The following is an 18,245-nucleotide window of genomic DNA, read 5'->3' as shown; positions in this document are numbered from 1 at the left end:
CAGACGCAACACAGCCTAAAAGGAGGGGCTCCCCAAGGGGGAGCCCCTCCTTTTGCGTCCGCTGGCCGGCGCCCGGCCTACGGCTCGAACTTATAGCCGAGGCCGCGGACCGTCACCAGGAATCGCGGTACAGAGGGGTCCGGCTCGATCTTGCCGCGGAGCCGCTTGATGTGGACATCCAGAGTCTTGGTGTCGCCCACATAGTCCGAACCCCAGACCCGATCGATCAGCTGGCCGCGGGTCAGCACCCGGCCGGAATTCCGCAGCAGCATTTCCAGCAGCTCGAATTCCTTCAGCGGCAGGAGGACCTGCTCACCGTCCACGCTGACCACGTGCCGTTCGATGTCCATCCGGACAGGACCGGCCTGGACTGTGGCGGAGATCAGTTCCTCAGGTTCACCCTGCCGGCGGAGCACGGCGCGCACGCGCGCCACCAGCTCGCGGGAGGAGTAGGGTTTGGTGACGTAGTCGTCGGCCCCCAGCTCCAGGCCAACCACCTTGTCAATTTCGGAGTCCTTGGCCGTCAGCATGATCACCGGAACGCTGGAGCGCTGGCGCAGCTGGCGGCAGACCTCGGTGCCGGACAGCCCGGGCAGCTGGAGGTCCAGCAGGACCAGGTCCGCCCCGTTCCGGTCGAACTCCGTGATGGCGTCGAGGCCGTTATCCACCACCTCAACCTCGAACCCCTCCTTGCCCAGCAAATAGGACAACGGATCGCTGAACGATTCTTCGTCCTCGACAATCAAAATCCTGCTCAAGCGCTGGCTCCTTGCTCATGTACACCGCGCTGTTTTACACGCCCGGGTACGGCTCGATCTTTAACAACTGCAGTATCGGGTTCGTCCTGGCTTTCCATCTCGGGAAGCCGCAAGGTAAAGGTGGATCCCTGGCCGGGGCGGGACCACAACGTCACCTCACCGCCATGGTTCGATGCCACGTGCTTGACGATGCTCAAGCCGAGGCCGGTGCCGCCCGTGTGGCGCGACCGGGCAGCATCCACCCGGTAGAAGCGCTCGAACACCCGCTCCTGATCCTCCGGGGTCAGCCCCTCACCCTGGTCCGTGACGGACACGGCAATGAGCCCGTCCTTGGACCGGACACCCACGCCCACCCTGGTGTTCTCCGGTGAGTAGCGGATGGCGTTGTCGATCAGGTTGCGCAGCGCAGTAACCAGCAAGTCCCGGTCACCGTAGACCATGGCGTCCGCCCGTTCACCGACAACTATTTGGATCCTCTTGCTTTCGGCGGGGAGCTGGGAACGGTCCACGGCTTCCTCGATGACAGCGTTGATGTCTACCGCCGTGCCCTCGCGGGACACGCTGGCACCCTGCAGCCGGGACAACTCAATAATGTCCTGGACCAGGGCGGCCAGCCGGCCTGACTCCTTGTGCATCCGCTTGGCGAACCGGCGGACGGCCTGTTCGTCATCTGCTGAGGACTCCAGCGCCTCGGCCAGCAGGGAGATCGCCCCCACCGGAGTCTTCAATTCGTGCGAAACGTTGGCCACAAAGTCGTTGCGGATCTCCTCAGTGCGCGTAATCTCGGTCCGGTCATCGGCCAGCAGCAGGATGTATTCCTCACCGAGCATGGCTGCACGGACCTGCACAATGATGGTGCCCTGGCCCAGCGGGCCGCGCGCGAGCTCAAGCTTCTTCTCCAGGATCACGCCGTCCCGGCGCACACCGGCGGTCATGTCCAGCAGTTCTTTGTGCACCACTGTGTGGCCGCGCACCAGGCCATAGGCATAGGCAGCCGGACTGGCCCGCACTACGCCGTCCACTTCGTCCACCACCACAAAAGCCCGTCCGACGACGGCCAGAACCTCCGCAGCGCCTTTGGGCAAGGCGACCTCGTCCAGGTCGACGTCGACCATGTGGCGCTGGTTTTCGCTGACCCTGAAGGCGAGCACGCCAAAGGTGCCGAGCGCCAGGCCGACAAGACCTGCGATGACACCGATGAGCATAGGATCCACAGCTCCAGCTTATGCTGTGGTGAATGGGCTGCCGGTGCGTCCAGGGCCATTGCACGGACGGTTCAGCTAACGTTCATCTACAAGAGACCAATCGTTCACCGCACGCTGGCAGAGTTACGGGTTGGAGTGCCGAACGGCGACATGAATTCCGTCTGCCACATGGGGGCGGGATTCCAGAGAAAGGACGCCCCCGTGCGTAAGGTTTTTCAGGAAGAGCTGACCCAGGTCGGTGAGCAGCTGGTTGAGATTTCCAAGTTAGTCAGCGAGGCCATGGAGAAGGCCACCACGTCCTTCCAGGTTGCAGACGTTGATCTGGCCGAAGACGTCATTGCCGCGGACGCCCGGATCGACTTCCTGCAGAACAGCCTGGATGAACGCGCCATTGACATCCTCGCCCTGCAGGGGCCTGTGGCCAGTGACCTCCGGATGATCGTCGGTTCGCTCAGGATGAGCGCGTCCCTGGAGCGGATGGGTGACCTTGCCCGGCATGTGGCCCAGTTGGCCCGGCTGCGCTTCCCGTCGATGGTAATCCCCGCGTCCATGGCCGAGACGTTCAACAAGATGGCCGAACAGGACCAGCTGATCGCGGACAAGCTCACCGTGCTGCTGGAAACCCGGGACCTGGAAGTGGCCCGCGACATCCTGAAGGCCAACACCACCATCGATGACCTCCACCTGAGCGTCTTCAAGGCGATCGCCTCCCCCGACTGGGCCGAGTCCCCTGCCACCACCGTGGACGTTGCGCTCGCGAGCCGCTACTTCGAACGCTTCGCTGACCACGGCGTCTCCGTGGCCCGCAAGGTCACCTACCTGGTGACCGGCGAATGGCACCCGCAGGGCCTCTAACCCAAACTCCTGAGTTTTTGTCCACTTAATGCGGATTTCATGGCCGTTTGGACGGATTATCTGGACAAAAACTCCAAGGAACGTACGACGGCGGGCCGGTCACCCCGACGTGACCGGCCCGCCGTCGTTTGCTCTACTGCTGCGTTATTTCTTGCCCTGGTTAGCCACGGCCAGGATGGCTTCGGCGGCCGCGTCCGGGTCAAGGTACGTGCCGCCCGGCTTGGTCGGCTGGAAGTCCTCGTCCAGGTCGTAGACCAACGGGATGCCCGTGGGGATGTTCAGGCTGGCGATGGCGTCGTCGCTGATGCCGTCCAGGTGCTTTACCAGGGCGCGCAGGGAGTTGCCATGGGCGGTGACCAGGACGGTCTTGCCGGCCTTCAGGTCCGCCTTGATGTCCGATTCCCAGTACGGCAGGAGACGGACCAGGACGTCTTTGAGGCACTCGGTCCGCGGCAGGGCGTCACCGAGGTCCGCGTAGCGGGGATCGTGGGCCTGGGAGAACTCGCTGTCGTCCGACAGCGCCGGCGGCGGGGTGTCGTAGCTGCGGCGCCATTCCATGAACTGCTCTTCGCCGAACTCCGCCAGGGTCTGGGCCTTGTCCTTGCCCTGCAGTGCGCCGTAGTGGCGTTCGTTCAGGCGCCAGTCGCGCTTGACCCGGATCCAGCCGCGGTCCGCTTTGTCCAGGGTGATGTTCGCTGTGTTGATGGCGCGCTTGAGCAGTGAGGTGTACAGCACGTCCGGGAGGAGGCTGTTCTCCACCAGGAGCTCACCGCCGCGGGCCGCTTCCTCGCGGCCCTGGTCGTTCAGGTCAACGTCCACCCAGCCGGTGAACAGGTTCTTGGCGTTCCATTCGCTGTGGCCGTGGCGCAGCAGAATCAGCTTGTAAGTCATGATTTTCATCCTAATTGATCCGCCGAGGGTGCTGCCCGGCGTTACGTTCCGCAACCCGGGGTCACTTACGGCCCATGATGGGGCGGCGACTTGACGTTGCCGGCACCGGATGGGCCCCGCGTTGGAAGATACAGTGGGTCCGTGGTGCAAAAAGCTGAACGGGTGAGCGCTCCCCATAGTCGGAGCGGCAAACCCGTGGGAAATGTCACCCGCGGCACCACCAACCCCAACCGAATGCGCCGCGTGGACCGCTGGCTGACCGGCCCCCAGGCCTGGCGACTGCGCACCGCCGCGGACCCGTTGGTTGTGGACCTGGGCTACGGCGCGACGCCGGCCACCGCCGTCGAACTCTTTGACCGCCTCCGCGCCGCCCGGCCGGACGTACGGGTGTGCGGGATTGAAATCGAACCGGAACGTGTCCGGGCGGCCAAGCCGCTGGAGCGGCCGGGCCTGACTTTCCAGGTAGGCGGCTTCGAATTGCCCGTGCCCGGGCGCCCGGTGTTGGTCCGCGCCTTCAACGTCCTGCGCCAGTATGAAGAGGCTGACGTGGCGGGGATCTGGCGGCTGGTCCAGGACCGGCTCTCCCCCCGCGGCCTGTTTATTGACGGGACGTGCGACGAAATCGGCCGGCGGGTGACGTGGATTGCCTTGGATGCGGAGCGGCCCCTGTCCCTAAGCATGTCCGTGCGGTTCGGCAGCTTCGACCTGCCGTCGGACATTGCCGAGCGGCTGCCGAAGGCGCTTATCCATCGCAACGTTCCCGGCGAACCGGTCCACCGGCTGATGCAGGCCATGGACCGGGCCTGGCTGGAGTCAGCGCCGCTGGCCGCGTTCGGTATCAGGCCGCGCTGGCAGGCCATGTGCAAGGCAATGCGCGACGGCGGGTGGCCGGTTCAGGACGGTCCGTCGCGGTGGCGTCTAGGCGAACTGACAGTGGATTGGGAGGCTGTGGCACCTAACACTGGGGCGCCGAGCACGCGGGCCCAGAACTCCGGGGCGCCGGATACTGGGGCGCCGCGCGGTCACCAGCCGTAGGGCCCGGTGTTGCGGCTGCCGCCGCGCCCGGCGTCCTTGACGGCGGGGCGGACATCGGCGAGGTAGACAGAAGCCGCCACGACGGCGGCGAGCCCGAACAGTCCGAGCGTGCCGAAGACGCCGCCGCTGCTGAAGAGGGAGATGGAGCCGATCAGTGTGGCGCCGCCGGTCAGGGCCAGCCAGAACGTCTTGGTCCGTTTCCCGGTGGCTTCAAACGCGGCCGACTTGTGTCGGACACAGTCCAGCAGCGCCCACGCCTCAAGTCCCAATGCCACCAGGGCAAGGATAAAAAACACTGCCTGTTCAACAGGCCGAATAATCAGTTCACCGTCCACCGTCCAAGCCTAGCCGCCCAGCGAGTCCAGCGCCTGCTTCAAATCGGCGCAAAGGTCCTCAACATTCTCGATGCCCACGCTCAGGCGCACCAGGTTGTCCGGGACACTCAGCGGTTCGGCGGCGTGCCGGCGGCGCCGTTCGATCAGCGACTCGACGCCGCCCAGTGAGGTGGCAGGCAGCCAAAGCCGGAGTGCGCGCACCAGTTTGTCCGCGGCGTCCGCTCCGTCCAGGCCGCCAACCGGCGCGATCTGGATGCAAAGGATCGACCCGAAGCCGCTCATTTGGGCCTTGGCCCGTTCGTGGCCCGGGTCTGTAGGCAGTCCGGGGAACCGGATTGCCTCTATGAGAGGGTGCACGCTGAGGCGTTCCGCCAGTACTGCTGCGGAGGCCTGGGACCGCTCCACCCGCAAGGCGAGCGTCCGGAGTCCGCGCAACGCCAGCCAGGCTTCGAACGGGCCGGCGATGCCGCCGTGGATGGTGCGGTTATGCAGTAGCGCCGCCCGAATGTCCGGGTTGGATGTCACCAGTGCGCCGAGGACGACGTCGGAATGGCCGGCCAGGTATTTCGTCACTGAGTGCAGCACAACGTCCGAGCCCAAGGCCAGCGGCTGCTGGACCAAGGGGGTGGAGAACGTGTTGTCCGTGACCACGATGGCGCCGACCGCATGGGCCGCGGCTGTCAGTTCGCGGATATCGGCAATCCCCAGCATGGGGTTGGTGGGGCTTTCCAGCCACAGCATCCTGGCCGCTTTGGCGTTCGGACCCTGCGGGGCCAACTGTGCTTTGACGGCGTCTGTGTCCGCGATGTCCACGGTCCTGAGCTCCAGGAACCCTTTCTGCGCCAGCTCAGTGGCCATCACCAGTGAGCCGGCGTAGCTGTGCGAGGGCATCACCAGGACTCCCCCAGCGGGCAGGAGGGACAGGGCGGAACTAACCCCCGCGAGTCCCGACGCGTAGAGCAGGCCGGGAAGCTCGGCACCTTCCAGCTGGCCCAGTACCTCCTCGAAGGGATCCCACGTGGGGTTGGCGTACCGGCCGTAGCCACGGTCGCCGTCGCTCAGTGCCCCGGTGCCGAAATAGGTTGAGGACATTACGATGGGCGGGTTGACCGGCTCGTCGTGTTCGCGCGGCGGCCGGCCGGCGGCAATCACCACGGTTTCGGCGGACAGGGACGCTGCGTGGGGTTCCGGGAGACTCATGGGGTAAGCGTACTTCGACGCGCTCGGGCGCTTGAAGTCGGTAGGCTGGAGCAGTGACCACCACCAACAGCCCTGGACTTTTCATCGCCTTTGAGGGCGGCGACGGCGCCGGCAAGTCCACGCAGGCGGCCCTGCTCGCCGAAGCCTTGGAATCCCGCGGCCTGACGGTCCTGCGGACCCGCGAACCCGGCGGGACGCCCATCGGCGAAAAGCTGCGTTCTCTGGTCCTGGACCACGGCCATGGCCACATTGACGCCCACACGGAGGCCCTGATCTTTGCGGCCTCGCGCGCAGCCCACGCCAGCCAGGTGATCCGTCCCGCGCTGGAGCGGGGCGAGGTTGTCCTGGCCGACCGTTACATCGACTCCTCCGTGGCGTACCAGGGGGCCGGGCGGAATCTGGGCGCCGACGTCGTCCGTTCGCTCAATGAATGGGCCACCTCGGGGCTGCAGCCCGATCTCACCGTGCTGTTGGACGTGGATCCGGCCGACGGCCGACGCCGTCGCACGGCCGGTGATGCCGCCGAGGACCGGCTGGAATCCGAAGCGGACGAGTTCCACACCACCATCCGCGAAGCCTTCCTGGATCTTGCTGCCAGCCGCCCGGACACTTATCTCGTCCTGCCCGCCCAATTGCCGGTCCACGACCTCGCGGCGCGGATCCTGACCCGCCTCGATGTCCTGCTGGCGGCTACCCGGGGTGCCGCATGACCGTATGGGACGACCTCCAGGGCCAGCCCGCCGTCGTCGAACAGCTACGGCAGGCGACGCTGGGTGAGGGACTCTCGCATGCCTGGCTGTTTACCGGGCCGCCCGGGTCCGGGCGCTCCAACGCCGCGAAAGCGTTCGCGGCTGCCCTCAACTGCGACCAGGACGACGTGGCCAGGCGCGGCTGCGGCGAATGCGCCCCGTGCCTGACCATCCTCGGCGAGACGCATTCGGACGTGACGTTCGTCAGGACCGAGAAAGTCACCATCACCATCGACGAAGCCCGTGACCTGGTGTCCACCGCAGGCAACCGGCCATCCTCCGGGCGGTGGCGGATCGTCGTGGTGGAGGACGCCGACCGAATGGCGGAACGCACCACCAACGTGTTGCTGAAGGCTATCGAGGAACCGACGCCGCGAACCATCTGGATGCTGTGTGCGCCGTCGCCCGCTGACGTGTTGGTGACCATCCGGTCGCGCTGCCGGGCCGTAGCCCTGCGGCTTCCCCCGGCCGCCGACGTCGCGGCTTTGCTGGTGAAGCGCGACGGCGTCGACCCGGCCCTTGCGGAGCGCGCGGCACGTGCGGCACAAAGCCATGTGGGGATCGCCCGGAGACTTGCGCGGGATCCGGAGGCGCGGCAACGCCGGCTGGAAACCGTGCGGTTCCCGCTCGGTCTTCGCGGCGTCACCGCGGCCGTAATGATGGCGGACAAGCTCGTCAAGATTGCCACCGCGGAAGCCAACAGTTCCAATGAAGAGCGCGACGCCGCCGAGAAGGCCGCGCTGCTGGCCACCCTGGGAGCCCCCGAGTCCGGGACGCTCCCGCCGGCCATGCGGAGCCAGATCAGGCAGCTGGAAGAGGACCAGAAACGCCGGGCGAAGCGGTCTATCACCGATTCCCTGGACCGGACCCTCACGGACCTGCTTTCGTTCTACCGGGACGTGCTGATTATCCAGCTGGGGAACAGTGTGGAGCTGGTGAACGTTGAACTCAGGGGTGAACTGGAGGAATTTGCCGGCCGGTCAGCACCCGAAACAACGCTTGCCCGCATGGACGCCATCAATAAAGCACGCCAACGCATCACCACCACCAACGTTGCTCCGCTATTGACCATTGAGTCCATGGCAGCCAGCCTGATCTAGCCCCTCCAAGGAGACTTCTCGAATGACTGCTCGCCCCCTGCCCGTTTACTCCCGATCCCTGGTGATTGGGCTGCGGGCTGCCGGCGCCCTGGTCCTTGCCACGACACTAGCATCGTGCAGCCTCCTCGGCGGCGGCAAACCGGACGAGGCACCTGCTACGGCCAAGGCGGATCCTTCCATTGTGGCTTCCGCCCCGGCCGGGCTCGACTCGTTCTATTCTCAGGAAGTGGTGTGGGAGCCCTGCGAGAACGGCTTCCAGTGCACCAATGTGACAGTGCCGGTGGATTATGCGAACCCTGACGGGGACACCATCCAGCTCGCTGCGCTGCGGGCTCCCAGCACAGCCAATAAGTCCGGGAGCCTGCTGGTCAATCCCGGCGGTCCCGGCGGCTCAGGCTACGACTTCGTCAAGGATGCCGCCGGAACTCATTTCTCCCAGTCCGTCCGGGCGAACTATGACCTGGTGGGCTTTGATCCACGCGGGGTCAAGCGCTCCTCCCCCGTGACCTGCATGTCCGATGCCGACCGGGACGCGGCGCGGGCCAAGATCTATGACCTGGAAACCGACGCGGGCCTCGCCGAGGTGCTGGCTGACAACAAAGCCATCGCCGCGCAGTGCGCGTCGCAGACGGGACCGGTCCTGGGCCATGTCGACACCATCAGCGCAGCCAAGGACCTGGACATCCTGCGAGCGGTGGTGAACGACGCCAAACTCAATTATCTGGGCTACTCCTACGGCACGTTCCTTGGCTCCACCTACGCCTCGCTGTTCCCCGACAACGTGGGCCGTATGGTCCTGGACGGCGCCCTTGATCCTTCCATCAGCAACGAAGAGCTGACCGGCGGCCAGGCCGTTGCCTTCGAGAAGGCCATCAGGGCCTACGTGTCCAAGTGCCAGCAGGGCGACGGCTGCCCCCTCAAGGGCACCGTGGACAACGGCATACAACAGATCCGCGACCTCATCAACGCGGTCCAAAACCGGCCTTGGCAGGCCAAAGACGGCCGCATAGTGAACGCCACCATGCTGGTCAGTGGCCTCATCACCCCGCTCTACAACGACCAGAGCTGGCCTGCGCTCACCCAGGCCCTCGAAGCAGCCCTGCGGGGTGACGCCAGCCTGATGCTCCGCCTGTCTGACCTCGGCGCAGACCGCGGCCCCAACGGGAAGTACACCTCCAACTCCACCTTCGCCTTCAGCGCCATCAACTGCCTTGACTACCCCATGGTCTCGGACACCGCGGCCATGCGCGCCGAAGAGCAGCGGCTGCGGCAGGCCTCCCCCACCCTGGGCTACTTCTTCGCCTACGGCGGCACCAACTGTGTGGACTGGCCCTATGACAGTGTGCGGACGCCGGCCCCGGTGAAATACACCGGCGACTCCCCGATCGTTGTAATCGGCACCACCGGAGACCCTGCCACGCCGGTGGAGTGGGCTGCCTCCCTGCGCAAGCAACTGGGGAACGCCTCGCTGATGACCTGGCAGGGCGAAGGCCACACGGCGTACGGCCGGGCGAACAGCTGCCTCGAGGATGCTGTGGACAGCTACCTCGTGGACGGCAAGGTTCCTGCCGACAACACGGTCTGCTGAGACGTCTGCCGGGTCCCATTTTGACCCGGACGGCGGGACTCTATTACAGTTGACTCTTGCATGAACCGCCCGGTTACGCCGGGAGATTCCATGCGGTGCTTCCTTAGCTCAGTCGGTAGAGCGTTTCACTCGTAATGAAAAGGTCATCAGTTCGATTCTGATAGGAAGCTCGGGATAAACCTCGTACGGCCCCTAGATTTGGGGCTTTACGAGGTTTTTCGCTGGTTAAGCTGGGAACTCCGTTTAAGGCCAGGGAACACTTTGAATTGGGCATGATGAGCGCGGTACCGGCTGGCGCGAACCGGAGGCGATGACGAGGCCGTCATACGGCAGCTCACCGCCCCCGTCCAGGCTAACCAGCCGGGCCTCGACATCCAGGCCGGTGGCGCTCACGCCGAGCACCTCCGTTGCTTCGTGGGTCGGCTCGGGGAGCTCGTGGGCCTGGAGGGCATAGTCGCCTTGCAGCAGCGCCTTGAACAGGGCAGGGCGGCCGTAGGGATGGTGGCGCTCGGCGCCCACAACAGTGAGCTCACCGTCGAAGCCGGTCGAGCGCAGCGAGTCGCAGGCCGTGAGTCCGGCGAGGCCGTTGCCAACCACCACTATTCTGCGCATGGTCATGCCGCCAATCGGAGCGCGGCGACAGGGCAGACCCGGACCGCCGCCTTGGCCGCCGGCAGCCTGCGCCGCGATCACCATTTCGGTGGTGCACGCCGGCGCCGCCATGATGGAGCCGACGACGGCGGCATCGTCACGACAATTCGTGGTTCTGCTGTCCCAGGCTCCGGGCGCAGCTCCGAACACCCGCCATCAGTACACAGCTGCACGGCGCCCACACGCACTACGTCTCCCGCCAGCTCAACCGTGACGGAGTCGACCCAGCCGATCGCAGGACAGGCGGCCGAGCAACTGGCCACCGGCACACAGACAGCCAACAGCAGCCCCGCAGGCCGCACAACGAGTCCCCACACTCTTCCCATGCGGCCAGTGTAGGCCGTGCGCCTGCCCTGCGTCGCACGGCCCCCGCCTATGATGGCCAGCATGGATGACAAGGCGCTCACAGCCATCGCCCTGGAACTGTATGCCCTGCCATTCGACGAATTCATGGCCGCCCGGACGGCCGCGGCCAAGTCCGCCCCCGCCGCAGGTTCCGGTGCCGCAAAGGAACTCACGGCTGCCGTCAAAGCCCTGCCGAAGCCTTCAGCGGCGGCTTGGACCGTCAACATGATGGCAGTGCATGAGCCCACCGTGCTCGCCCGGCTCGCCGACCTCGGCCAGCGGATGCGCGCAGCCCAGGCATCCCTCAATGCCGCCTCCCTCCGCGAACTGGCGCGGGAGCGCCGCACCCTCCTGGCAGCCGCCGTCGAAACCGCGCGTTCTGTCGCGGAACGCCAGGGGCGTGCCATCAGCGCCACCATCGCCGCCGACGTCGAGCAGACGTTACGTGCGCTGACCGCCGATGAAGGAGCCGCGGCCGCCGTCCAAAGCGGAATGCTGGTCCAGGTGCTGTCCGCCGACGGTGTGGACACCGTGGATCTCGACGGCGCCGTGGCAGTCCCCGGCGCAGTGCCGGTGCCGCGCACCCCGGCACTGCCCACCACAGTGTCGCCGCATTCGGCCTCCGCGGCGGAGGCGGAACAACACCAGCGCACGACGGCGGCACCGGCCGCCCGCCTGCCTGCGGACCAGCCGCGCCTCAAGGCCGTCCGGGAGACTCCGCGGCCGGCGTCCCCTTCCGCCTTGGAGAAAGCCAGGGCCGCTTGGGCCGAAGCCAAGTCGGCGGAGGAGGAAGCCACGCAGCTTGCCGCCGAGCGCCAAAATCAGCTGGCGGAGGCTGCGTCCGACGTCTCGGAACTGACCAGCGAAACCCGCGACCTTCGGGCCCGGCTCAAAGCCGCCGAGGAAGAGCTGGACAGCGCCCGGAAACAACTCGCCACGGCCGCAGCCGAAGCCAAGCAGGCTGCCAGGGCGGCCGGGAAGGTACAGCGTTCAGCGATGCTCGCGCACGAGCGGGTACTCCGGCTGGGCAACACGCGCGGCTGATGACCGGTGATTGTCAGACCCCGGTTGCACACTGGATTTATGGAAAACCAACTCGCTCACGAATTACACGTCACCTACTTCGACGCCGATTGTGGCCGGATCCGCAACGAAAGCTTCGACTCCCGGACGGAGGCCGAGCGTTTCGCTAGCCGGAGCTGCGTCAGCGAGGAATCCTGGGCCGTCATCGACGAAGTAGCGGTGGAACAGGCGCGCATCGCCGCCTGAGCCTGGATCCTGCACCACTTGACCGCTGGACCCCGGAGCAGTTGACGTCAGCCGGACAGACTTTCCGGCCTGCCGGCGGCGTCCTCGGCGAGGCGGCGTTCGGCATCGGCCACTTGCTCAACCACCGATTCCGCACGGCGGCGCACTGACGCTGCCCCCACCGGGACAGGCCCGACGGCGAGCCGCAGCATGGCGGCGGCCTCGGCCGTGGTGGCCAGTGAGTTGCCGGCTTTGGACAGCGACCGGTGGACTCCGGCCAACGCTCCCGGAATGTCCAGCCCGTCGCTGGGCGAACGCCGCTGGGCCTTCACGCAGACCGTGCGGACGCGTTCCAGGAGCTCTGCCAGTTCATTGGCGATCTCCACGAGTTCGGTATACAGCTGCTCGTCTTCGACGCCCTCAAGTACTTGGTGATAGCGGTCAAGACCGCGGTGGAACCGGTCGTGGGCGCGGCGCCACAGGCCTTTGCCGAGCTCGGCATCGTCTTTGCGCCCTTGGCGGGCGGCCGTAAAGAATCCCACGGAAGAAGCCTAGAGGTACTGTCCCGGGCCGTGGTCCGGGTCTTCCGGACGGCCGGGCGTGGATGCGCCGGGACGTTGAGGGCCCGCGGTGGCCCGCTGCGGTTCGCCGTTCTCCCCGATAACGACCCCCGGGGCAATCATGGTGCCCGGGGGAAGCTGCTTCAGCTGCATCTGTGCGACGGCATGCTCCCGGGCGGCGTGCTGGGCGGCGATGGCCGTTTGGATGCCGTGGAACAGGCCTTCCAACCACCCAACGAGCTGCGCGTGTGCGATCCGAAGTTCCGCGTCCGACGGCGTGGCATCGTCCGGGAACGGAAGGCTGATCCGTTCCAGTTCCGCGACGAGTTCGGGGGCAAGCCCGTCTTCAAGCTCCTTGATGGAGCGCTCGTGGATCTCGGCCAGGCGTTCGCGCGCAGCGTGGTCCAGCGGAGCTGACTTAACCTCTTCAAGGAGTTGCCGGATCATGGTGCCGATCCGCATGACCTTCGCGGGCTCGTCCACGAGGTCCTGCAGGCTGCTGCCCTTGGCTTTGGCTGCTGCCGGGCCGGTAGCGGCCGGCCCGGTTCCGACGTGGCTGGCTGCGGCGGGCGCAACCGGTTCGGCGTCGTCGAGGGTCTTGCCCTCCACGGGGACATCATCAGGCTGAGTGCCGTTCGGATCGCTCATGCGTTCATACTCTCACGGGCCGGCCACGCCCGGTCCAGTCGATGACGGTCGACGGCGCAGGCCAGCAGGCCAGCAGGCCAGCAGGCCAGCAGGCCAGCAGGGCAGCAGGGCAGCAGGGCAGCAGGGCAGCGATAGTCGATGACGCCGCTACCGCGCATGATGCAGTCCAACCGATGAAGCCGGCCAGCCCGTGCAGGCTGGCCGGCGGCCAACGTCAGCAGCACCTGCCCTGCGGATTGGTGTCCTGGCGGTCCGTCCTGTCGCGCCAGAACTCCCGTTCGCTCAAGGGCGGTTCCTGGTGTCCTGCTGCGCGGTGGTACTCGACATATTTCGTGTACGCATCCGCACCCATCACACCGCCAAGGTAGCGGGCGAACCCGCGGAATCCCGTTGCCAGGACGTCCAGACCCGTACTCATCAGTGCCGTTCCCTTTCGAACCGGACGTCTGCCGGCAATTTGTTCCATTCAGCCATCAGTTCCCGTTCCGCCGGTGTGGGGATCAGTCCTGCCGGTGCAAAAACCTTGGAAGGCCGGGCTTCGTCCTCATGATTGGCGTTCGGGGTTCCCGCCTGGTGGTTGCGGAAGGCCTGGACGGTAGCCATGACAGCGGTGGCGATCACGATGATGCTCAGCACCACAAAGATGACGGACAGCCAGCCCTGGATGGCGGTGTTGCGCACCACGGCTTCCATGGCTGCAACACTCTTCGCAGTGCCGAATTCGGTCTTGCCGTCCGCAAGGGCCTTGCTGAAGGCTGCATTGTTGGCGAAGTAGCCGACGGCTGGCGTGGACGAGAAGATCTTCTGGTAGCTAGCGGTGATTGTCACTACCGCAGAAAATGCGAGTGGCACGGCAACGATCCACAGGTACTTGAATGTTCCGCGCCGGGCGACAATAGCCAGGCAGACAGACAGCGCGATGGCCGCCAGCAACTGGTTGGCGATGCCGAAGAGCGGGAAGAGCGTGTTGATTCCGCCCAGCGGGTCGGTGACGCCCATCAGCAGTACCGCGCCCCAGGCGGCCACCATAATGGCCGTGCACAGCCAGGCGCCGGGGCGCCAGGAGTGTTCCTTGAATTTCGGGGCGAAGTTTCCGATGGAATCCTGGAGCATAAAGCGCGCGACGCGCGTTCCGGCGTCGACGGCGGTCAGGATGAACAGCGCCTCGAACATGATGGCGAAGTGGTACCAGAACGCCATCATTGCCGTGCCACCGATGAACTGCTGCATGATGTGGGCCAGCCCCACCGCGAGGGTCGGTGCGCCACCGGTGCGGGAGATAATGCTTTCTTCCCCGACATTCCTGGCCGTTTCGGCCAGAAGATCGGGGCCGATATTCACGCCGCTCAGACCCAGGCCATTAACCCATGTGACGGCCGTTTCCACCGTTCCGCCGGTCAGTGCGGCAGGAGCGTTCATGGCGAAGTAGAGGCCGCGGTCAATCGAGATGGCAGCAACGAGGGCCATGATGGCCACGAAGGACTCCGTGAGCATCCCGCCGTAGGCGATGTAGCGGGTCTGGTGTTCCTTCTCAATCAGCTTCGGCGTTGTACCGGAGGAGATCAGGGCGTGGAAGCCGGATAGCGCCCCGCACGCAATGGTGACGAACAGGAACGGGAAGAGTGCCCCAGGAAAGACCGGTCCGTTGTCCCTGCTGGCGTATTCGCTGAAGGCCGGGACGCTGATTTCCGGGCGGACCACAATGATGGCCAGCGCGAGCATCACAATCACACCGATCTTCATGAACGTTGAAAGGTAGTCGCGGGGTGCCAGGAGCAGCCAGACCGGGAGGATGGCGGCGATGAAGCCGTAAACGATGAGTCCCCAGGCGATGGTCACCTTGTCCAGGGTGAAGAACGCGGCGCCCCATTCGGTCTCGGCCACGAGGCCACCGCCGATGATGGCTGCCATCAGCAGGACAAAGCCTATGAGGGACACTTCCATGACCTTGCCAGGCCGGAGTAGCCGAAGGTAGACGCCCATGAAGAGCGCGATCGGAATGGTCATGCCGACGGAGAAGACACCCCACGGGCTTTCCGCCAGGGCGTTGACAACGACGAGCGCCAGGATCGCGACGATGATGACCATAATCAGGAGGGTGGCTACCAGCGCAGCCGTACCGCCGACGACGCCGAGTTCCTCGCGGGCCATCTGGCCCAGGGAACGGCCGCCGCGACGCATCGAGAAGAACATCACCACGTAGTCCTGGACTGCACCGGCGAGCACAACGCCGATGATGATCCAAATAGTTCCAGGAAGGTAGCCCATCTGGGCGGCAAGGATGGGGCCCACCAAGGGACCTGCGCCCGCGATGGCCGCAAAGTGGTGGCCGAACAGGACGTTACGGTCGGTCCGGACGTAGTCTTTACCATCAGCTTTGTATTCAGCAGGCGTGGCGCGGCGGTCGTCGGGCTTGGTGATGTATCGCTCGATCACCTTCGAATAGAAGCGGTAGCCGATCAAGTACGTGCAGACTGACGCAAACACGAACCAGATGGCGTTGACTGTTTCGCCACGGATGATGGCCACCATGAACCAGGCCACACCACCGAGGAGGGCGATGGCGGCCCAGAGGGCAATCTTGGCCGGGGTCCATTTGTTCTCTTCAGCCTCGCGGACAGCGTCATCCACGGCAGTGGGCGGAAGTTCCGGACTGGCGGTCAGTGGGCCGCCCCGTTTCGCTGAACCTACCGGTTCCTCAGGCCTGTTGACCATGTCTCCTCCTTGAGAATTCCTGCTTCGACGGGTTGCTCCAAGGCACCCTACCAACGCGGCGCCGCCGCCAGGACGGCCCCATGCCGGCGCCGCGTGCCCGTGCGGCGAACGGCAGGCTGGAGGCGCTCAGTGACGGACCTCACGCCTCCCACGGTATGCCTGCCGCTGCCAATGGAAAAGACCCAACCAGGTAACAGATTCAGCGGCTGCCGCGCCCAGCCGATACTCAGGCCCCGCAGTACCAGGCCAAGCAGTACCCGGGGCCAGCAGTACCCGGTAGTAGAGGGTGGACTTGATGGCCGCCGCGGTGGCGGCCGGAGCTGGGGAGAGGGACGAAGGTGCCGAGAGTGACTGTTCCCGGCTGACCACCGCGCCCTGCCCGGGCTTCAGGTAGGCGATGGAATTGCTATCGGAATAGCCGGCGTCGCGGAGTGTGCCCACCACGACGAACGTTCCCGCCGAAGTAGCCAATTGCTCCCCCAATCCCAGCCCGAACCGTTCGAGGAGCCCGGGCGAGACCACGATCTCGGCGTCGCCCGCGGGCGCTCTGCCCTGCTGCAGGGTTTATTTTCCGGCGAACTCAGGAGCCAAAGCGTCCACGGCCCGGCCAATGAGGGGCAACTCCGCCGCCCTCGACGCGGCCGTGAGGTCAAGGTCTGCTTCGGTGAGCACGGTGTAGCCCGCGGGTACCAGGTCCAAGGGATTCTGCCGGGTAAAGTCGGGGTCGCTGTCCCAGTTGCTCGAGTTGATCCGGGTCTCGTCAACCGGGTCCTGGACCATGGTGCCGTTCGGCACGGCCATAGTACGATACCGCGCCTGCGTGCTGCCGAGCTGGTACTCCACCCTTTCAGCGGGGGTCTCCAGCGTACTCTCGAACAGTGTGAGCGCGCCGGTCATGGCAGCTACCGGCAGCAGGATGAGCAGGACGATCAGCAGCGAACGCCCTTTGTGCCACACGGTCAGCCCAGGCAGCATGCCGGGCCTCGTGGGTCACCAGCATGACGGCAGCCCCGGCATCCGCCCGGCTGCGGAGTACTTCCATCACGCCGTGGCCGGTGGTGGAATCCAGTGCTCCAGTGGGTTCATCGGCAAGGATCAGCCGCGGTCGCCCACAATGGCCCGAGCAATGGCCACCCGCTGCTGCTGCCCGCCGGACATCTGGTCCATAAAGCGGTTCGCGAGTTCCGGAATGCCCACCTGCCGCAGCGCGTCCAGCGCCTGGCGTTGCGCTTTCCTGGCAGCCGTCCCATCCAGCTCCAGCGGCAGAGCCGCGTTCTCTGCAGCGGTCAAGGTTGGCACCAGGTTGAAGTCCTGGAAAACATACCCGACGGCGCGGCGGCGCAGCCGGGCGAGTTCGTTCAGTCCCAGCCCGCCCAGGGGTGTCGACTCGAGATAGACACCGCCCGACGTCGGCCGGTCCAGTCCCCCGGCCAGCGCCAGGAGGGAGGATTTCCCGGAACCGGACGGTCCCATCACGGCGACGAACTCACCCGCACTGATGGTGAGTCAACCTCGCGCAGGGCGGCCACCGCCGTCGCGCCTTCACCGAATGTCCGGCTGACCTTGGCGAGTTCCAGGACCTGCTGCGGCCCGCGGACGCTCATCGGCGGGTTTCCGCCGTGAGCGGGGCAGCCTCTTCCGTGGTGACCCCGTTGGACGATTTGCGTGCATTTCCTTGGCCGTTGGCGCCCTGGCCTGCGGCCTGTGCCTGCTGCACAATACGCGCCTCACACAGGTCCAGCCAGCGGACCTCCGCTTCCGTCTGGAAGATCAGCGAATCCAGGACCAGCAGCCACGCCGTGTCCGAAGCCCGCTGGGTGGCTGCCGTGTCGCGCCGCGACTTGGTGTAGTCCTGCAGCGCACGGATGGAGGCCACCCGCTGGGCTTGGATGATGGCCTGAACATCGACGCCTGGGAGGGTCACCGCGAGCGCGAGCTTGATGGCAAGTTCGTTGCGCGGCGGGTTGGCGCGTTCCACGGGAGCGGCAAACCAGCCCTGCACGTCCGCCTTGCCCGCGGCGGTGATGCTGTAGACCACGTGGCCTTCGCCGTCGCTGCCATCGTTGCTGACCAGGCCGTCGCGTTCCAGTCGGTCCAGGGTGGTGTACACCTGCCCGATGTTCAGCGGCCAGGTGGCTCCGGTGCGGTTCTCGAACTCGACCCTGAGTTGGTAGCCGTAACGCGGCTGGTCCTGCAGCAGGGCGAGGAGGCTGTGGCGGATGGACATGTCACTCCTGGCGGGGGCGTCAGCATCGGCAGGCACTGACCCCCAAGACTCGTGCATACCGCGTATGGAGCGAGCGTAGTCCAGCGTGGCCTGGGAAGCAATACTCAGTATTCATGCGGGGGTGCGCCACCCCGG

Annotated in this window: 20 protein-coding genes, 1 tRNA gene and 1 pseudogene; 8 read left to right on the top strand and 14 right to left on the bottom strand. The window is 65.8% G+C overall.

Going from position 1 to position 18,245, the window contains the following annotated elements; genetic code table 11:
* Positions 1-77: 77 nt before the first annotated feature.
* Both ABIB45_RS14740 and ABIB45_RS14735 read right to left on the bottom strand, forming a co-directional pair.
* A complete protein-coding gene (locus tag ABIB45_RS14740) occupies positions 78-758 on the bottom strand; it encodes a response regulator (protein ID WP_354216596.1) in 681 nt (226 codons plus the stop codon).
* The gene (locus ABIB45_RS14735; protein ID WP_354216613.1) at positions 755-1,963 is read right to left on the bottom strand and encodes a sensor histidine kinase; all 1,209 of its coding nucleotides are present in this window, start codon (positions 1,961-1,963) and stop codon (positions 755-757) included. Before ABIB45_RS14735 ends, ABIB45_RS14740 begins: the two co-directional genes overlap by 4 nt.
* A 201-nt stretch (positions 1,964-2,164) precedes the next feature.
* Between ABIB45_RS14735 and phoU the strand changes: the two genes are divergently transcribed.
* Complete coding sequence (gene phoU, locus ABIB45_RS14730; protein ID WP_354216595.1) at positions 2,165-2,818, top strand: phosphate signaling complex protein PhoU; 654 nt, start codon at positions 2,165-2,167, stop codon at positions 2,816-2,818.
* 144 nt (positions 2,819-2,962) lie between these two features.
* On the opposite strand, the gene ABIB45_RS14725 is transcribed toward phoU, so the two are convergent.
* The gene (locus ABIB45_RS14725) at positions 2,963-3,709 is read right to left on the bottom strand and encodes a phosphoglyceromutase (RefSeq protein WP_354216594.1); all 747 of its coding nucleotides are present in this window, start codon (positions 3,707-3,709) and stop codon (positions 2,963-2,965) included.
* A gap of 141 nt (positions 3,710-3,850) precedes the next feature.
* Between ABIB45_RS14725 and ABIB45_RS14720 the strand changes: the two genes are divergently transcribed.
* The gene (locus ABIB45_RS14720; RefSeq protein WP_354216593.1) at positions 3,851-4,744 is read left to right on the top strand and encodes a class I SAM-dependent methyltransferase; all 894 of its coding nucleotides are present in this window, start codon (positions 3,851-3,853) and stop codon (positions 4,742-4,744) included.
* On the opposite strand, the gene ABIB45_RS14715 is transcribed toward ABIB45_RS14720, so the two are convergent.
* Together ABIB45_RS14715 and ABIB45_RS14710 are read right to left on the bottom strand one after the other, a co-directional pair.
* Positions 4,732-5,079, bottom strand: coding sequence for a DUF2516 family protein (locus ABIB45_RS14715; RefSeq protein WP_354216592.1), 348 nt, complete (start codon positions 5,077-5,079; stop codon positions 4,732-4,734). The genes ABIB45_RS14720 and ABIB45_RS14715 overlap by 13 nt on opposite strands.
* 9 nt (positions 5,080-5,088) lie before the next feature.
* Entirely contained in the window at positions 5,089-6,279 is a 1,191-nt protein-coding gene (locus ABIB45_RS14710) for a trans-sulfuration enzyme family protein (protein ID WP_354216591.1), read from the bottom strand.
* 53 nt (positions 6,280-6,332) lie between these two features.
* Between ABIB45_RS14710 and tmk the strand changes: the two genes are divergently transcribed.
* The 4 genes from tmk (at position 6,333) to ABIB45_RS14690 (ending at position 9,886) form a co-directional block, all read left to right on the top strand.
* Positions 6,333-6,989 carry a dTMP kinase gene (gene tmk / locus ABIB45_RS14705; RefSeq protein ID WP_354216590.1) on the top strand — a complete coding sequence of 219 codons (657 nt, stop codon included), beginning with the start codon at positions 6,333-6,335 and terminating at the stop codon, positions 6,987-6,989.
* Positions 6,986-8,128 (top strand): DNA polymerase III subunit delta', encoded by a 1,143-nt coding sequence (locus tag ABIB45_RS14700; RefSeq protein WP_354216589.1) that lies wholly within the window; start codon positions 6,986-6,988, stop codon positions 8,126-8,128. The genes tmk and ABIB45_RS14700 overlap by 4 nt, the downstream gene beginning before the upstream one ends.
* A 22-nt stretch (positions 8,129-8,150) precedes the next feature.
* Positions 8,151-9,716 carry an alpha/beta hydrolase gene (locus ABIB45_RS14695; protein WP_354216588.1) on the top strand — a complete coding sequence of 522 codons (1,566 nt, stop codon included), beginning with the start codon at positions 8,151-8,153 and terminating at the stop codon, positions 9,714-9,716.
* A 97-nt stretch (positions 9,717-9,813) separates the two neighbouring features.
* Positions 9,814-9,886 (top strand) — tRNA-Thr (locus ABIB45_RS14690).
* Positions 9,887-9,959: 73 nt separating this feature from the next.
* Here ABIB45_RS14690 and ABIB45_RS14685 read toward each other — a convergent pair.
* Positions 9,960-10,517, bottom strand: coding sequence for an FAD-dependent oxidoreductase (locus tag ABIB45_RS14685; RefSeq protein WP_354216587.1), 558 nt, complete (start codon positions 10,515-10,517; stop codon positions 9,960-9,962).
* A gap of 237 nt (positions 10,518-10,754) precedes the next feature.
* On the opposite strand from ABIB45_RS14685, the gene ABIB45_RS14680 reads away from it, so the two are divergent.
* Positions 10,755-11,756 (top strand): hypothetical protein, encoded by a 1,002-nt coding sequence (locus tag ABIB45_RS14680; RefSeq protein ID WP_354216586.1) that lies wholly within the window; start codon positions 10,755-10,757, stop codon positions 11,754-11,756.
* Positions 11,757-11,795: 39 nt separating this feature from the next.
* On the top strand, positions 11,796-11,981 hold the full coding sequence (locus ABIB45_RS14675; protein WP_354216585.1) for a hypothetical protein: 186 nt from the start codon (positions 11,796-11,798) through the stop codon (positions 11,979-11,981).
* A gap of 47 nt (positions 11,982-12,028) precedes the next feature.
* On the opposite strand, the gene ABIB45_RS14670 is transcribed toward ABIB45_RS14675, so the two are convergent.
* The 8 genes and pseudogenes from ABIB45_RS14670 to ABIB45_RS14635 form a co-directional block, all read right to left on the bottom strand.
* Positions 12,029-12,502, bottom strand: a complete 474-nt coding sequence (locus tag ABIB45_RS14670; protein WP_354216584.1) for a hypothetical protein — start codon at positions 12,500-12,502, stop codon at positions 12,029-12,031.
* A 9-nt stretch (positions 12,503-12,511) separates the two neighbouring features.
* On the bottom strand, positions 12,512-13,168 hold the full coding sequence (locus ABIB45_RS14665; RefSeq protein ID WP_354216583.1) for a bacterial proteasome activator family protein: 657 nt from the start codon (positions 13,166-13,168) through the stop codon (positions 12,512-12,514).
* Positions 13,169-13,382: 214 nt separating this feature from the next.
* A complete protein-coding gene (locus ABIB45_RS14660; RefSeq protein ID WP_354216582.1) occupies positions 13,383-13,586 on the bottom strand; it encodes a YbdD/YjiX family protein in 204 nt (67 codons plus the stop codon).
* Positions 13,586-15,883 (bottom strand): carbon starvation CstA family protein, encoded by a 2,298-nt coding sequence (locus tag ABIB45_RS14655; protein ID WP_354216581.1) that lies wholly within the window; start codon positions 15,881-15,883, stop codon positions 13,586-13,588. Before ABIB45_RS14655 ends, ABIB45_RS14660 begins: the two co-directional genes overlap by 1 nt.
* 126 nt (positions 15,884-16,009) lie before the next feature.
* Complete coding sequence (locus ABIB45_RS14650; protein ID WP_354216580.1) at positions 16,010-16,354, bottom strand: hypothetical protein; 345 nt, start codon at positions 16,352-16,354, stop codon at positions 16,010-16,012.
* Between the two features lie 93 nt (positions 16,355-16,447).
* On the bottom strand, positions 16,448-16,780 hold the full coding sequence (locus tag ABIB45_RS14645) for a hypothetical protein (protein WP_502914536.1): 333 nt from the start codon (positions 16,778-16,780) through the stop codon (positions 16,448-16,450).
* Positions 16,731-17,487, bottom strand: a pseudogene (locus ABIB45_RS14640) (ABC transporter ATP-binding protein). Before ABIB45_RS14640 ends, ABIB45_RS14645 begins: the two are co-directional and overlap by 50 nt.
* Complete coding sequence (locus ABIB45_RS14635) at positions 17,484-18,110, bottom strand: PadR family transcriptional regulator (protein WP_354216579.1); 627 nt, start codon at positions 18,108-18,110, stop codon at positions 17,484-17,486. The pseudogene ABIB45_RS14640 and the gene ABIB45_RS14635 overlap by 4 nt, the downstream one beginning before the upstream one ends.
* Positions 18,111-18,245 lie beyond the last annotated feature (135 nt).

The sequence above is a fragment of the Arthrobacter sp. UYCo732 genome (assembly GCF_040547265.1).
Lineage (GTDB): Bacteria > Actinomycetota > Actinomycetes > Actinomycetales > Micrococcaceae > Arthrobacter.
Note: the sequence above shows the minus strand (reverse complement) of the source record. Positions and strands in the feature narration are given on the sequence as shown.